15 protein-coding genes are annotated in these 15,203 nt (G+C 66.8%); 4 read left to right on the top strand and 11 right to left on the bottom strand.

All coding sequences use genetic code 11. From position 1 onward, the window contains the following. The first annotated feature begins 40 nt into the window (after nt 1-40). Nucleotides 41-1,009 carry a helix-turn-helix transcriptional regulator gene (locus ASD42_RS29900; RefSeq protein WP_056822970.1) on the top strand — a complete coding sequence of 323 codons (969 nt, stop codon included), beginning with the start codon at nt 41-43 and terminating at the stop codon, nt 1,007-1,009. Nucleotides 1,010-1,024: 15 nt separating this feature from the next. Here ASD42_RS29900 and ASD42_RS29895 read toward each other — a convergent pair whose 3' ends face one another. From ASD42_RS29895 to ASD42_RS29880, 4 genes are read right to left on the bottom strand one after another with little or no spacing between them, the layout of a single operon-like run. Then, nucleotides 1,025-2,509, bottom strand: a complete 1,485-nt coding sequence (locus tag ASD42_RS29895) for a flavin-containing monooxygenase (protein ID WP_056822968.1) — start codon at nt 2,507-2,509, stop codon at nt 1,025-1,027. Continuing rightward, a complete protein-coding gene (locus tag ASD42_RS29890) occupies nt 2,506-3,066 on the bottom strand; it encodes an NAD(P)/FAD-dependent oxidoreductase (protein WP_156677634.1) in 561 nt (186 codons plus the stop codon). The genes ASD42_RS29895 and ASD42_RS29890 overlap by 4 nt, the downstream gene beginning before the upstream one ends. Continuing rightward, a complete protein-coding gene (locus tag ASD42_RS29885; RefSeq protein WP_056822964.1) occupies nt 3,063-3,989 on the bottom strand; it encodes a hypothetical protein in 927 nt (308 codons plus the stop codon). Before ASD42_RS29885 ends, ASD42_RS29890 begins: the two co-directional genes overlap by 4 nt. A gap of 26 nt (nt 3,990-4,015) precedes the next feature. After that, nucleotides 4,016-4,852, bottom strand: coding sequence for an SDR family NAD(P)-dependent oxidoreductase (locus ASD42_RS29880; RefSeq protein ID WP_056822962.1), 837 nt, complete (start codon nt 4,850-4,852; stop codon nt 4,016-4,018). 101 nt (nt 4,853-4,953) lie between these two features. On the opposite strand from ASD42_RS29880, the gene ASD42_RS29875 reads away from it, so the two are divergent. Further along, complete coding sequence (locus ASD42_RS29875; RefSeq protein ID WP_056822959.1) at nt 4,954-5,613, top strand: TetR/AcrR family transcriptional regulator; 660 nt, start codon at nt 4,954-4,956, stop codon at nt 5,611-5,613. Between the two features lie 35 nt (nt 5,614-5,648). Here the strand turns inward: ASD42_RS29875 and ASD42_RS29870 are convergent, their stop codons facing one another. Both ASD42_RS29870 and ASD42_RS29865 read right to left on the bottom strand, forming a co-directional pair. Further along, the gene (locus ASD42_RS29870; protein WP_056822957.1) at nt 5,649-6,671 is read right to left on the bottom strand and encodes a phosphotransferase family protein; all 1,023 of its coding nucleotides are present in this window, start codon (nt 6,669-6,671) and stop codon (nt 5,649-5,651) included. Beyond that, on the bottom strand, nt 6,668-7,876 hold the full coding sequence (locus tag ASD42_RS29865; protein WP_056822956.1) for an acyl-CoA dehydrogenase family protein: 1,209 nt from the start codon (nt 7,874-7,876) through the stop codon (nt 6,668-6,670). Before ASD42_RS29865 ends, ASD42_RS29870 begins: the two co-directional genes overlap by 4 nt. Before the next feature lie 137 nt (nt 7,877-8,013). Between ASD42_RS29865 and ASD42_RS29860 the strand changes: the two genes are divergently transcribed. After that, nucleotides 8,014-9,003, top strand: a complete 990-nt coding sequence (locus tag ASD42_RS29860; RefSeq protein ID WP_084787376.1) for a TetR family transcriptional regulator — start codon at nt 8,014-8,016, stop codon at nt 9,001-9,003. On the opposite strand, the gene ASD42_RS29855 is transcribed toward ASD42_RS29860, so the two are convergent. From ASD42_RS29855 to ASD42_RS29840, 4 genes are all read right to left on the bottom strand, one after another. Further along, on the bottom strand, nt 8,930-9,409 hold the full coding sequence (locus ASD42_RS29855; RefSeq protein ID WP_056822955.1) for a DUF6328 family protein: 480 nt from the start codon (nt 9,407-9,409) through the stop codon (nt 8,930-8,932). The genes ASD42_RS29860 and ASD42_RS29855 overlap by 74 nt on opposite strands. Nucleotides 9,410-9,547: 138 nt before the next feature. Next, a complete protein-coding gene (locus tag ASD42_RS29850; protein WP_056822953.1) occupies nt 9,548-10,690 on the bottom strand; it encodes a N(5)-(carboxyethyl)ornithine synthase in 1,143 nt (380 codons plus the stop codon). Nucleotides 10,691-10,726: 36 nt separating this feature from the next. Then, nucleotides 10,727-12,211 (bottom strand): sugar porter family MFS transporter, encoded by a 1,485-nt coding sequence (locus ASD42_RS29845; RefSeq protein WP_056823269.1) that lies wholly within the window; start codon nt 12,209-12,211, stop codon nt 10,727-10,729. Nucleotides 12,212-12,528: 317 nt separating this feature from the next. Then, complete coding sequence (locus tag ASD42_RS29840; protein WP_056822952.1) at nt 12,529-12,819, bottom strand: hypothetical protein; 291 nt, start codon at nt 12,817-12,819, stop codon at nt 12,529-12,531. A gap of 791 nt (nt 12,820-13,610) precedes the next feature. Here ASD42_RS29840 and ASD42_RS29835 point away from each other — a divergent pair. Further along, nucleotides 13,611-14,333, top strand: coding sequence for a GNAT family N-acetyltransferase (locus ASD42_RS29835; RefSeq protein WP_056822950.1), 723 nt, complete (start codon nt 13,611-13,613; stop codon nt 14,331-14,333). Between the two features lie 4 nt (nt 14,334-14,337). Here the strand turns inward: ASD42_RS29835 and ASD42_RS29830 are convergent, their stop codons facing one another. Next, nucleotides 14,338-15,171, bottom strand: a complete 834-nt coding sequence (locus tag ASD42_RS29830; protein WP_056822948.1) for an alpha/beta fold hydrolase — start codon at nt 15,169-15,171, stop codon at nt 14,338-14,340. Nucleotides 15,172-15,203: the final 32 nt, after the last annotated feature.

The following is a 15,203-nucleotide window of genomic DNA, read 5'->3' as shown; positions in this document are numbered from 1 at the left end:
TAGGACAGCTTCGGCCCTAGCTTTCCGGAAGAATGAATTCATGCTCGAATCCTCAGCGCGACTGCTCCGCTTGCTCTCCCTGCTGCAGACCCCCCGCGATTGGACCGGTCGTGACCTCGCCGAACGCCTCGATGTCGATATCCGGACAGTGCGTCGCGACGTCGACAAGCTGCGCACGCTGGGCTACCCCGTACACGCCGTCGCGGGCTCGGCCGGGTACCGGCTGCGGGCCGGGGCCGCGCTGCCTCCCCTGCTGCTGGACGACGAGGAGGCGATCGCGGTCGCGGTGGGACTGGGGACGGCCGTCGCAGGCACCGTTGCGGGCATCGAAGAATCGTCGCTGCGTGCGCTCGCCAAACTCGAACAGGTGCTCCCGTCGCGGCTGCGCCATCGCATCGCCGCGTTGCAGGCCGCGACGGTGACCGTGCCCAGCGGCACCACACCGGTCGACCCCGAGACTCTCACCGCCATCGCCGGTGCGATTCGCGATCGACACCTACTCCGATTCGACTACCGCACCCATGACGGCGGCACCACCCGCCGCACCGCCGAACCACATCGGCTCGTCCACACCGGACGACGCTGGTATCTGGTCGGCTGGGACGTCGACCGCGCCGATTGGCGCACCTACCGTGTCGACCGATTGCAACCCCGCATCCCGACCGGACCGCGCTACAACCCACGTCCAGCGCCCGACATCGATCTCGCCGGATTCGTCTCACGCAGCGTGAGCACTGCCCCCTATCGGTACCAGGCTCGCATCACACTGCTGGTGTCGGCTGTCGAAGCCGCCGACCGTATCCCGGCGACAGTCGGTGTCATCGAAGCCATCGACACCGGCTCCTGCCTGCTACACACAGGGTCGAACTCACTCGACGAGATCGCCGTCTACGTCGGCCTTTTCGGCTTCGGCTTCCGGGTCCACGAACCACCGGAACTCATCGATCACCTGCGCGCACTGGCGGCTCGCGTCACCGAAGCCGTGGCCTCGGGTACCGACACCGAGTAACCCCGAGGCACACGGCTACGTGAAGACATAGTCGGTGAGCGGGAAATGTGTACTGCGCCAAGCAGCTTCGACGGTGGAGCTGGGGCGCAGGGGCACGTCACCGTGTTTGTCGAAGTAGTAGCTGTTGGCGGTGGCGCAGCTTTCGTCCCAGAACACCTGGCCGCCGCGGCGGGCGAGCATCTCACGGAAGAAGCGATCGTTGGCTTCCTCGCTGACCTCGATGCGGTCCGCGTCGTGCGTGCGGGCGTGGTGCAGGCAGCGCAGGATGTGGCGGGTCTGGTTCTCGATCAGGGTGAAGTAGGACGCGCCGTTGTAGCCGTAGGGGCCGATGATGGAGAAGAAGTTCGGGAAGCCGGGGACGCTGACGCCCTCGTAGGCTTGCAGCCGGTTCTTGTCCCACCAGGTCTCCAGATCGCGGCCGTCGACGCCGCGCAGGTCATAGGTCGGCATATTGCCCGATTCCATGACCTTGAAGCCGGTGGCGAGGACCAGCACGTCGGCGGGGTGTTCGGTGCCTTCGGCGGTGCGGACGCCGGTGGCGGTGATCTCGCTGATCGGGTCGGTTTCCAGGGTCACGTTCGAACGATTGAACGTCGACAGATAGTCGTTGGAGAAGCTGGGCCGTTTGCACCCGAGGGCGTATTTCGGGGTCAGCGCGGCCCGCACGGCGGGGTCCTTCACTTGGCGCCGCAGATGGGCCAGGCCCGCGCGTTCGCCGATCGCGGCGGTGGGCAGCGAGCTGTGATAGTGCGCGGCCAGCGGGAAGGTGAACTCGACGTAGGTCTGGCTCACCAGTCGGGTCAGCGTCCGTCCGCCGGGGACCTTCAGCGCCAGCCGGGCGGCGAGGGGCAACGGCAGGTCCGGGCGGGGCAGGCACCAGATCGGCGTGCGCTGGAACACCGTCAGGTGCTCGACCTGCGAGGCGATCTCCGGGATCACCTGGACCGCGGAGGCGCCGGTGCCGATGATCGCCACGCGCTTTCCCCGCAGGTCCTGGCGGTGATCCCAGCGTGAGGTGTGCATGACAGTCCCCGCGAAGGACTCGATGCCGGGGATATCGGGGAGTTTGGGTCTGGTGAGCACGCCGGTCGCGCTGATCACGAAACGCGCGGTCAAATCGCTGCCGTCGGCGGTGTGCAACACCCACCGGTCGGCCTCCTCGTCGAAGTCCGCGCCGGTCACGGTGGTGCCGAAGCGAATGCGCTCGCGCAGTTCGTATTTGTCCACGCACGACTCCGCGTAGGCCTTGAGCTCGCGGCCGGGCGCGTAGACCCGCGACCAGTCGGTGCGCTGCTCGAAGGAGAACTGATAGCTGAACGACGGAATATCCACGGCGACACCGGGATAGGTGTTCCAGTGCCAGGTGCCACCGACACCGTCGGCCTCGTCGATGATCACGAAGTCGTCGAACCCGGCCTTGCGCAACTCGATCGCCACGCCGATCCCGGAGAACCCGGCTCCCACGATGACGATCTCGTGCTCGATTCCGGTGGTGGTCATGCGATCTCCTTCATCAGTTCCGCCGACGGATGCAGGCGGCCGGGCCGTGCGACCGTGCGCACTACATGGCCCGCGTCGTCGGCGTAGACAATGGTGTCCACCCGGTGCTCGATGCCGTCGACGGTACGCACGCCCAGCGGCACCAGTCGTGCGATCGGCCAGGTCACCAGGGTGCAGTGCGGTTGCCGCAGGGCACGGTAGTAGCTGTTGTGCACCGCCACTCCCGCGGTGTCGTCCGGGGTCAGGCGGTGGCGCAGCCACGAATCGCGCACCTGGACTCGGAGATTGACGCGGGCGGCGAGCCGAAGCAGTCCTTGCGGTGCGCGGCGCAGCGTCGTCGCCGTGGGCAGCGGGAGGCGCGGGAGGACCCAGACCGCCTCGGTCTGGAACACCGTCACCCGCGCGGCCTCGGCGGCGATGCCGGGCAGCAGTCGCGCGGCCGCCGCCCCGCTGCCGATGATCGCGACGCGCTGACCGGTGAATTCGTGCCGGGGCGCGAAGGCCGTACGGTGCACCTGCGGACCGGTGAAGGTATCGGCGAAACGCGGCATCGTCATTTCGCCACCGGTTCGTAGGTGAGCTCGTCCGACCAGGACGGCCGACGTCCGAGGACACGAATCGGGAAGCGGTCGATGCAGGCATTGGACACATCGGCCAGCAGCTGGAACGGCTGGCGACGGTGAATGGTGGCTTTTCCGTGCATCTTCACCACGTGGTAGAGCGGGACCCGGCGGATGGCCGGGCTGCGCTCCCCCACGTTCTCGTAGCGGCGTACCGCCTGCCACAGCTTCTCCTCGTCGAGGCCGAGCGCGATGATGTTGGTCGACATCCGCGACAACAGTGGCGCGTACAGCAGCGCGCCGAGCACGAACGACGGACGCACCGCGAAACCGGCTGTCTCGATGGCGATCCGGCGCAGCGGGCCCGCGCCGAGCTGTTCGAGAACCTGGAATCCGACTGCCAGGTGCCGGGACTCGTCGCTGTTGATGTGCCGGAACACCTCGTGGCACACCGGGTCCTCGACCTCGTCGAGCAGGAACTTCACCAGCGCGCCGTCGAGTGCGGTCTCCAGCGAGGGGATCACGGTGCCGAGCACGGGCAGGGTCAGCTGGTCGGCGTAGCGGTCGAGCCAGCTGATGACCAGGCGAATGTTCTTGTTGGGCAACGGCATCGCGTCACCGTCGGGAAGCATTCCCCAGCGGCGCATCAGCGCGAGTTCGGCGTTGGCGTGCTTCTGCTCCTCGGCGTGGAAGTACCGGTAGATCTCGCGCAGCGGGCCGGGTGGCGCCTGGTGGGTCAGCGCGGCGAAGCCACGGGCGCCGACGTGTTCGATCCACACCAGATCGGCCATGAAGGTGGCAAGCCGTGGGCGCTGTTCGTCGGTGATGGTGTCGGCACCCGGTGCATCCCAATCGATATCGGCCAGCGCCCACTGCTTGGCGCGAATGGTGGCGAGCATCTCGGGATAGGCGAACGTCATTGTTCGATCTCCTTCGGTGGGGTGGATCAGCGCACGACCCGCTCCAGCAGGCCCGCCGAACGGGTGTAGGTGGTGGGCAGCCATCGTTTGGCCTGCCAGAGCATCTTGGCCTCGAGCTGCGGCACCACATAGAGGTCGCCGTGGTCGACTGCGTCGAGGGTGGTGCGGACGATGGCCGCCGGTGCGCGTCCGGTCCAGCGCAGGAGCAGTCCGCCCAGCCGCTCGGCGGTGTCGTCCATGGGTGAATCCGCCTGCATGATATTGGTTTTCACGCCGGTCGGGCACAGCACCGTGACGCCGACGCCGGTGCCTGCCAGCTCGGCCGACATCGTCTCCGACAGCGCGAGCACGCCGGCCTTGCTGACGTTGTAGGCGGCCATTCTCGGTGCCGCGCCGAACGCGGCCGCCGAGGCGACGTTCACCAGCGATCCGCGCCCGGCCGCGCGCAGGATCGGCGCGAAGACGTGGCAACCGTGGATGACGCCCCAGAGATTGACGCCGAGCGTGCGCTGCCAATCGTCGAGGGCGAACTCGCCGACCACCGGCCCGCCCGCACCGATGCCCGCGTTGTTGACCACCACGGTGGGTGGGCCGCCGAACCAGTCCTGCGCGGTCGCGGCCAATTGCGTGACCTCATCGATCACGGTGACATCGCAGCGGGTTCCGATCGCTTTGCCGCCCGCCGCTTCGACGAGTTCGGCGGTCTCGTCCGCGCGGTCTCGATCGATGTCGGAACACAGGACACGACCGCCGCGGCGACCCAATTCGACGGCGAACGCGCGGCCGATCCCACTGCCCGCGCCGGTCACCACCGCATCAGCGTTCGTGGTCCGGCGCTGACCGCCGAAGGGGAACAATCGCATGGCAACTCCCGGTTCTACCGGCGAGGCTCTAATTGGTGGCATCTGCCACCATTGGCCGCACCTGACACCAATTAGGCGCGCGGAGGTGTACTTTGTCAACCATGGATGTGCGCGCACCGGCACGGACGTGGGGCGGGCGGACCGCCGAGGAGCGCAGGGCGCAGCGACGGGTCGGCCTGGTCGAGGCCGCCCTCGATATCTGGCTCGACAACGGATGGGCCGCGGTCACCATGCGCGGGGTCTGTCAACGGGCCTCGCTCAACGACCGCTACTTCTACGAGCACTTCGCCGATCGCGACGAACTGCTCGCCGCGGTCTGGGACGAGGTGCGCACCGAGGTGTTCGCCGAACTGGTCAACGTCGTGGTCGAACAGGCCGACCGGACGCCACTCGAGATCACCCGCGCGACCATCGCCCGCGCCGTCGCGCTACAGACCGATCTACGCGGGCGGGCCAGAATCCTGCTGGCCGATCACGCCGGCAGTGCCGTGCTCGAACAGCGACGCAAAGCCATGCTCACCGACGCGACCGATGGGCTGATCGCTATCGCCTGGCCCTATCTACGCCCCGATATCGACGAAACCGCCATGCGCATGAGCACACTGGCCGGTATCGGCGGATTCATGGAACTGGTGTCCGCTTGGCGCACGGGCGTGCTCGACGTGGACGCCGAGCGAATCGTCGAACACAGCAGTGCGATCGCGATGCAACTCGGCGCGACGTTCCTGCCGACGGAGATCATCGGCGACCAGGATTCCTGACGGCAGTGAGGGGTTGACCCGCAGCGCTCCACTGATTACTGCGCGGACCCCTTCAGCGCGCGCAGACCGGCGGCCATGAATTCCGGCGTGGCATCGGCGGCCCGGTCGGCGGCAGAACCGGTATCGGAGCCCTGGTGGGCGCGGTGGGTGATGCCTTCGCCGATGATGCCGAGTTTGAAGTTGGCCAGGGCGAGATAGAAGCCCCAGTTGTCCAGCTCGCGCCCGGACGCGTCGGCGTAGGTCTGGGCGAGCTCGTCGGGAGACGGCAGGCGAGAGCTGGTCCACGCGGCGCGGGTGCCGAGGATCAGGTCGAATATCGGGGCCCGGTACACGCACATCAGGGCGACGTCGGTGAGCGGGTCGCCCAGGGTGGAGAGCTCCCAATCGACCACGGCACGCACGATATTCGGGTCCGTGCTGTCGAGGATCGTGTTGTCGATCCGGAAATCCCCGTGCACGATCGAGGACGCCGACTCCCGCGGGATCGCGGCGGACAACGCCGCGTGCAGAGTTGCCACGTCGGGGAGCTCTCGGGTTTTGACGCGCTCCCACTGGGATGCCCAGAGCTTGACCTGCCGGGTGACGAAACCGTTCGGCCGACCGAATGATTCGAGCCCGACCGCGGCCGGGTCGACCGCGTGCAGCTCGGCCAGAACGCGGACCAGTTCGCGCGCACTGGAATTCACCTGCTCGTCGGTGAGCGTCGCCAGCTCGTCCTGATCGCGGAACACCGTCCCGTCCACGAACTCGACGACGGTCATCGGCGCGCCGAGCGCGGATCCGGTCGCGTCGAAGGCGATCGTCTTCGCCACGGGCACCGCGGATTTCTGCAGCGCGCTGGTGACGGTGTATTCGCGGGCCATGTCGTGTGCGGACGGGGTGAGTCCGGCCACCGGCGGGCGGCGCACCACCCAGCGCGAGACGTCATCGGCGGCGGCGAACGTCAGATTGGACCGGCCGCCACTGATCAGTTCGACGCGCAGATCGCCGCGCACCTCGACGCCCTGCCCGCGCAGGAACTGCTCCAGCGCGGCGATGTCCATGCCCGGCAGTGTCATTCGGATTCTCGCTTCGCGCGCTTGGCCGCGCTCACCGCACGTTTGGCGATGGCCCAGCGGTGCACCTCGGAGGGGCCGTCGTAGATACGGAACGGACGCACTTCGCGCGAGAGCCGCGCCAGCGGGAGGTCAGCGGAGACACCGAGACCGCCACACATCTGCATGCTGCGATCGACGATGCGGAAGATCGCTTCGGCGGCATAGGTTTTCGCGATGGAGGTCGCGTTCGCGGCGGGTTCACCACGGTCGAGTTCCCAGCAGGCGCGGGTCAGCAGCGCGCGCGTGGCGGCGATGTCGATCTCGTTGTCGGCGATCATCTTCTGGACCATGCCGAGGTCGCCGAGCCGGGAGCCGAAGCCCTCACGCTGCGCCACATGCGCGAGGGCGACGTCATGACCGCGGCGGGCGGCGCCGAGCCAGCGCATCACGTGGGTCATGCGGGCGGGGCCGAGGCGCACCTGGGCGTATTCGAAGCCGCGGTCGACCTCGCCGAGTACGGCCGATTCCGGAACGAGCAGGTCGTCGAAGAAGACCTCGCAGTGGCCACCGATCATCGACTTGTCGAGGGTGTCGAGGTGACGGCCGACGCGGATGCCGGGGCTGTCGGCGGGGGCGAGGAACATGGTGGCGCCGCCGCGTTGGCCCGGCTCGCCCGAGGTGCGGGCCATGATGATGAAGAATCCCGCGCCGTCGGCGCCGGTGATGAACCATTTGTGGCCGGTGATGCGCCAGCCGCCGTCGGCGCGGACCGCGCGGGTGCTCAGCGCGGACGGGTCAGAGCCCGCGCCGGGGGCCGGTTCGGTCATGGCGAAGGCCGAGCGCACCTCGCCGCGAGCGAGCGGGGCGAGGAACTGCTGCTTCTGCTCCGGGTCGGCGATGTGGGCGAGCATGTGGACGTTGCCCTCGTCGGGGGCGGCGATATTGAGGGCCGTCGGGCCGAACAGCGAGTAGCCCGCCTCCTCGAACACCGGAGCGCGACTCGACATGTCGAGACCGTGGCCACCGTATTCGATCGGCGCGTGCGGGGCGAAGACACCCGCGTCGCGGGCGGCCTGCTGGAGTTCGATGCGCAGCTTCTCGCCGCCTGCCGCGGCGATGTCGCCGTCGTGCGCGTCTTCGACCGAGAGCACATGGTCGCGGATGAAGGCGCGAGTGCGCTCGGCCAGGCTCTGCACCTCGGACGGCTGGGACAGGTCGATCGGCACGGGTCCGCTCCTCGGCTCGGTTGCCGAACGATCGCTCGGCAATAGACTGCCATGACAGTGACATGTGCTTATTACTGCTGTCAACAGGCGCGGTCACTGAGCCATGTTGTTCAGGTATTCTGAACAACATGGAGTCGATGGCAGCCGAACATGCGGTGGGCGCGCGGGTGCGCCAGGCGAGGACCACGGCGGGACTGTCGTTGCGGGCGGTCGCCCAGCGGATCGACGTCAGCCCGGCCACGCTGAGCGCCATCGAGACCGGCAAGACCGGCGCATCGGTCGCGCGCCTACGATCCCTGGCGATCGAGTTGGGCACGACAGTGGCCTGGCTGATCGACGACCAGGCCATCATTGGAGCTGATGATGTGCCGGCCTCCGAACGCCGCGCGGCGCCCTCCGCCGAGCCCCCTTCGCGCTCTCCTCGCCGCCGCGCGCCCGACGAATCCGGCCCGGGCACCTACGCCACACCGGATTCCTGGCGCGAGTTCCCGCCGCTGGATATCGACCCGGTGCTCGCCGCCGCTATCGACTCCTTCGTCGAGACCGGCTACCACGGCGCCACGATGCGCTCGATCGCGGCGCGCGCCGGCATGAGCGTGCCCGGCGTCTACCACCACTACCGCGACAAGCAGGACCTGCTGGTCCGCGCTCTCGACCTCACCATGGACGAATTGCACCGGCGGGTGCGCGCGGCACGTCTCGATGGCGCGAACGGCCGCGAACGAGTGATCCGTGTCGTCGAGGCACTCGCACTGTTCCACACCCACCGCCGCGAACTCGCCTTCATCGGCGCCAGCGAGATGCGCAGCCTGAACCCGGTCGATCGCAATCGAATCACGGCCTCCCGCAACGAGATCCAGTACATCCTTGATGCCGACATCGACACCGCGCTCGCCGAAGCGGACAGATCGACCGACCATGCCCGCGACGCGGGGCGTGCCATCGCGACGATGTGCACCGCGCTCCCCCAATGGTTCCGGCTCGACGGCCCGTCCTCACCCGAACAGATCGCCACCGCCTACGCGGATTTCGCCCTCGGCCTGCTCGGCTTGGCTAGTGCCGATAGAGGAACGGCTGGATCACCCAGAGACCGAGAAACAGCACAGCCGCGACAATTCCCGCGATGACGCCCGCGGCGGTGCCGATGACCATATCGAAGATCAGCACCGCGATGCCGGTCAACGCGACGCCGAGCAGCGCGATTCCGACGAGTGCCAGGCGGTGGGCGCCGATCACGAGCACATCGAGACGATGTCGGCGGAACAGCACCCGATGCATGGCCACCGGGGCGACCAGCAGCGCGGTCGCGGCGACGGCGGCGGAAACCACCACGAGGTAGACAACGCGCAACGGGGTGTTCAGGGTGTCGAACCTGGATTGGAACGGCAAGGTCAGCAGGAAGCCGGTCAGCACCTGGACGCCGGTCTGCAGGACGCGCAATTCCTGCAGGAGCGAGGACCAGTTCCGATCGAGGCGCTGGGTGGTGTTCTCACCGCGCACTCGCTCGTTCCACGCGGCGTCGTGCCCATCCATCGCCGCTCCTCGCCATTGCGAATAACTCTCGATTTCCTGCCATCTTACTGCGCATATGCCAGGAACCGGCCGACCGATTTCGAGCAGACAGACCAGCGGCGCACGGGAAATACCCCGTGCGCCGCTGATGGTCGAAGGTCAGTTCACCGCGTACGGATAGGTGTCGGAGCGACCCTGGAACGACAGGATCCGCGGGTTCTGCACCCGACCGCCGCGAATCTCGATCGCCCGGCGAATCGTTTCGCTGCCATCCCACGCTTCGGGGCCGCCGAGCACGACGGGCAGGTACTCGAGCAGGGCTTCGGAGTTCTCCCACGTCGCCGAGTCCCAGAGGAACGAGGGACTGTGGTCGACACCGTAGTAGTGCAAATCGTCACCGACGGTGAACATCGGATCGGCGAACGAGGTCGGGCGCGAGAACTCGAAGCCCATCCCCTCGTCGCACGAGACGTCGACGAAAAGTGTTCCGCGCGTGAACAGTTCGAGGTCGTCGTTCATGACGAACGTCAACGGGTCCTCGGTGTCCTGGAACATGCAGTTCACGATCACGTCGTAGTTGGCCAGCATCTCCGCCAGCGGCCCCGGCTCCGGCGCCTTCAGGGCGAGTGTCCGGCCCGGCAGTGCTGGATCACGCTTGAAATGCTGCATCCGCACCGAGGCGAACGGCGAGGCCACCGCCGACACACTGCGCTGGGTCAATACCGTCACATCACTGATCCCCAGCGCCGACAGCGCCCGCACCGCGCCACGTGCGGTGGCGCCGAAGCTGATCACCGCCGCGCGCATCCGGCGACCGTAATCTCCACTCACGCCGCGCAATTGGAGAGCGTGCATGACCGAGCAGTAACCGGCCAGTTCGTTGTTCTTGTGGAACACGTGGACGCTGAAAGCACCCGACTTGGTCCAGTGGTTCATCGCCTCCCAGGCGATCAGGGTCAGGTCACGGTCGACAGCCAATTGGGTCATGCTCGCGTCCTGCACACAGTGCGGCCAGCCCCACACGATCGTGCCGGGGCGCATCTGCGCGAGGTCTTCGGCCAACGGCTTGGCCAGGAGCAGCACATCACATTCGGCGAAGAGCTCTTCTCGCGTGCGATGGCCCGCTACCAGTGGGGCGAGGACATCGTCGGGGTAACCGAATCGATTGCCGTAACCGTGTTCCAGGTAGATCTGACCGCGCAGTTCGGGACTGATGCGGTCGAAGTGAGCCGGGTGGATGGCCAGCCGGTGTTCGTTTTCCTTGCGAGAGGTCGCGACGACGCCGACCGTCAGGTTTTTCACAGTTGCTTCACCTGGTCAGCCTACCCGTAGGCCCTTTCAGCTCTCCGCTTCGTTGGTGATGTCGTCGAGCGACTGGCCCATGGTCTCGGGCACCCGGCGATAGCAGAACACCAGCGAGATCGCGGAGACGACCGCGAAGAGGAAGAACATCGTCGAGGCGCCCCACAGTTCGCCCAGCGGCGGGAATATCAGCGAGACGGTGAAATTTCCCATCCAGATGAGGAAGGTGCAGATACTCATCGCGGTGGCGCGGATCGGGGCGGGGAAGATCTCCGAGATCAGCAACCAGGTGGGCACACCGACGCCGAGCTGGAACGCACAGACGTAGACAACCATCAATGTCACCAACACGTACCCGGTGGCGGTGCTCTGCGTGAGTCCTTCCATCAGACCCATACCGACCAACGCGACGACCATGATTCCCAGCCCGATGAACATCGGCGGGCGCCTGCCGATCTTGTCGACCAGGCTCATGCCGAGCATCACGCCGATCACCGCGCCGACACCGATGCCGATCGAGGAGGTGATCGCCGCATTGTCACCCATGCCCGCTTGGGCGAGAGTGGACGGCGCGTAGTAGATGACGGTATTGACGCCGACGAATTGCTGAATCAAGGCCAATCCGACGCCGGTGTAGAACAGCGCGCGCACCTTCGGTTTGCGCAACTGGTCGCTCAAACTGTCCCTGACCGCCTCGTCAGCGGCTTCGGACTGTTCGATCTCGGCGATCGTCGGCTCGACGTTCTCGGGGTAGTAGGACTGCTCGAGCACCTTCTTCGCATCAGCGGTGCGGCCCTGCTTCAAGTACCACCGCGGCGAATCCGGCATGAAATACATGCCGATCACGAGCGCCGCGGCGGGAATGGCCGCCATCGCGAGCATGAGCCGCCAGTTCCCGGTCGGGGCGAGCAGTGCGTTGACGATGTAGGCCAGCAACTGTCCGCTGGCGATCATCAGCGAGTTCATCGAGACCAGGCGCCCGCGATAGGTCGGCGGGGAGATCTCGGAGACGTACATGGGCACCACCAGCGAGGCGGTACCGACGGCGACGCCGAGGACCAGGCGGGTGATGATCATGACCGTGGCATCGGGTGCGAGCGCCTGGGCGAGCGCACCGACGAAGAACAGGGCGCCCGCGAACAGCAGCGTCATCCGTCTGCCCCACCGGTCGGCCATCCAGCCGCCGGTGATCGAGCCGATCGCGGCGCCGATGAGCAGCGAACTCGTGATGACGCCGACCTGGGTCTGACTGAGCGCGAAGTCGGGCGTGAGGTAGACCAGCACGCCGGAGATGACGCCGGTGTCGTAGCCGAACAGCGCGCCGCCGAGCGCGGCGATGACGACGACGGTGAGCACGAACTTCTTGATCTCGGCCCGCATCGCGACCCGTTCGGGCGAGTCGGGCGTGGAATCGACCGGCGGTTCGGTGACCGGGGAAACGACCACCTTCTCGGACCGATTCATGATGGCGCCGAGCCGCTCCGGCTCCTTATCGGTGGATCCACGAGGGGAATCGGGCATGTCCACACCTCCGCCGGATGGAGTAGGTCGATTCCTGCACCTTAATCGAGCTCGGAAGCTCGGCAACAGCTCGAAATCCACGCACATTTCGTCGGCGACGAGAGGTAAGTGACGATCGGGGAATGTTATCCCACCCCCTGCGGTGGATAACATTCCCCGATCAACACGCTTTTATCGGAATCGCCGGCGACCGAAATGCTCGACATTTGCCAGATTCCACAATACGCACCGCGTAGCCATCCGACACCATCCATCGGCCGAACCGTAACCAGCGAGTGTCGCTTTTGCCCGGCTCTCGCGCACGGCCGACCGCTGGGCTATCGCCGATGCAGCGACCAGACGCTGACCGCACCCCAGAGAGCCAGGCTCACCGCCGCGGTCATATAGAGGAGATAGGCCAACACGACCAGGACGGACCCGTAATTGCCCACCCAATCACCGAGGCGCAGCAGGCCGGCCACGCCGAGACCGAGCAGGATCAGACCGAGGATCAACCCGGGCGTCGCCAGCGGGGCGATGGACGATTCGACGGCCGAGGTCGCGGCGAGGCGGCGACTTCGTTCAGTAACTGGAAGATTGCTGTTCGAGTCGAAGTAGAAGCTGCTCATATCAACTAGGCCCCTTCCGGACAGCCGTCCCGATACGGCCGGTAGACGATCCGTATCGGATCTTTCGATGACCGTCGCGCCGCGGCGGACTGCGGGCCGTTCGTGACCGGGAATCGGCGTCGATCCGGTTGGTGATCACGAACGGTTAACGTTCAGCAATTACGAGCTTGCCAGCTGGGCAGGTCAGAGAATAGGAGGTGTGATCTGCATCACATCGAACAATTGTGCGACACAAGGGGATAACGCGCGTTACATATCCGAAGAACACGGGTTGGAACTGGCGAAACCCCCGTTGAACTGGACATTCGCTCAAGAAGCCGACATGCGTGTCATTTATCGAACCGTTACGGCCCTGACGTGGGAAAACGAGCCCCGACTCGCACCGCGATCCAGTTGGTACGTCCACGAGCCCTTCGACACGGCACCGTGACGAAGACCGATCAACGAGTGCGACACGCACCCCGAACCCGCACGCCCCGAACCGCTTCGGTCGCTATGTCGCGCAGAAACCGGGCCGTGACACGGGACGTCTCCCCCCTGGGCCACGGCGCGCCCTCAGCACCGCGGAAGGGGGCATCGACCCGCGGTAGGACCGATCATCGCGACCCGAAACTTTCCGGCCGCGACATCCGCGTGGGTTCGAACTGGCGAACGCGTCGCGTCGGCTATCTTGCATCTAGTTTTTTCGATGCTGCTGGATCGTTCGTGTCGCTTCGCCGAAATCGCGTGCCGCGTGAGATCCACGCCTCGCGCTGTCGGCGACCCTCTCAGACGAAGGGACGCCGGTCACCATGCCCGCACCCGTTATCCTCCACGGCCGCATCGCACGGCTGGAACCTCTCGCACCCCACCACGTACCCGGACTGATCGCCGCGGCCGCCGCGCTCGACGGACCGGCCGGGTTCACTGTCGTCCCGCACGGCGAACAGGAGGCACGCACCTATGTCTTCCAGGCCGAGGCGGCGCAGCTGGCAGGCACGGCGCTGGCCTTCGCGATCGTCACCGTCGCCGACGAGTGTGTAGTCGGAGCGACCCGATTCACCCGGATCGACTACTGGCAGGGACCGCTGACCTGGCCGCTGTCGGCCGAACCGGTCACCGCGTTGCCGGGCGGGGCGATCCCCGACGCGGTGGAGATCGGCAATACCTGGCTCACCCCGGCGGTGCGGGGCGGTCAGGTCAATCTCGACTCCAAGCTGATGCTGTTGGCCCACGCCTTCGACAGCTGGGGCGTGCGGCGGGTGACCCTGCGCGCCGACGCCCGCAACCTGCGCTCCCGGGCGGCGATCGAACGCCTGGGTGCGGTGAGTGACGGTGTGCGACGGGCACATTCGCGTGGGCTCGACGGCGAAGTGCGAGACACCGCGTTCTATTCGATCCTGCACGACGAATGGCCGGGGGTGCGCGGGCGGATCATCGAGCAACTGGCCGCCCGCGCGGCCTTGCGGCGCGCGCCGTTGATCCCGGCGACCGTGGAAGCGTTGCGGCCGTTGGCTTCTTCGCCGATCGGTTGAGACCTCAGCCCCGCAGCGACTCGATCCGGTCGATGACCAGCGCGGCGAGTTCGTCCGGGCGCTCCTCCGGCAGCCAGTGCGAGCCGTCGAGCACGGCAAGGCGGTAGTCACCGGTGACGAATCCGCCGGTCAACTCGGCGCCGCGGCGGGTCAGCCCCACGTCGCCGGTGCTCCACACATGCGTCACCGGCACGCTGACGCGCGCCGTCACGGCGCGCGGTGTGGTGATCGCCAGGGCCCGATACCAGTTCAACGCGGTGGTGAGCGCGCCCGAATCGATGATCTCGGTATGCACGCGGGCGATCGCGTCGGCGGACATGCCGGATTTGGCCAAGATCTGGTCGAAGACGGCAGGCCGCGCGCGGATGAAGCGCTCCGGGAGCACCGGCAGCTGGAACAACGCCATGTAGTACGAGCGAAGCAGCTGATCGCTGCTGATCATCGAGCGGGTGAAGGCGCCAGGATGCGGCACCGACACGGTCACCAACGTGCGGACGAGTTCGGGGCGGGCCGCGGCCACCGACCAGGCGACCATCGCGCCCCAGTCGTGTCCGACCAGATGCACCGGACCACGGTCGATGTCGTCGATCAACGCGACCACGTCGTCGACGAGTTCGTGCACACGGTAGGCCATGCGGCCCGCCGGACGGGCGCCCGGCGAATAGCCGCGCTGGTTCGGGGCGATGGTGCGGTAGCCGCGGGCGTTGAGCAAGTCGGTGAGCGGCCGCAGGGAGGTGGCGGTTTGCGGAAAGCCGTGCAGCGCAACGATGACGGGGCCGTCGGGTGGGCCGGAGTCGACGACGTCGAACTCGAGTCCCGCCCTGGTGAAGGTGGTCATTTGGGTACTCAACGAACCCTCCGATTCGGTAA

It is taken from the genome of Nocardia sp. Root136 (genome assembly GCF_001427185.1).
GTDB classification, from domain to species: Bacteria; Actinomycetota; Actinomycetes; order Mycobacteriales; family Mycobacteriaceae; genus Nocardia; species Nocardia salmonicida.
This window is presented reverse-complemented; position numbering and strand designations above follow the sequence as displayed.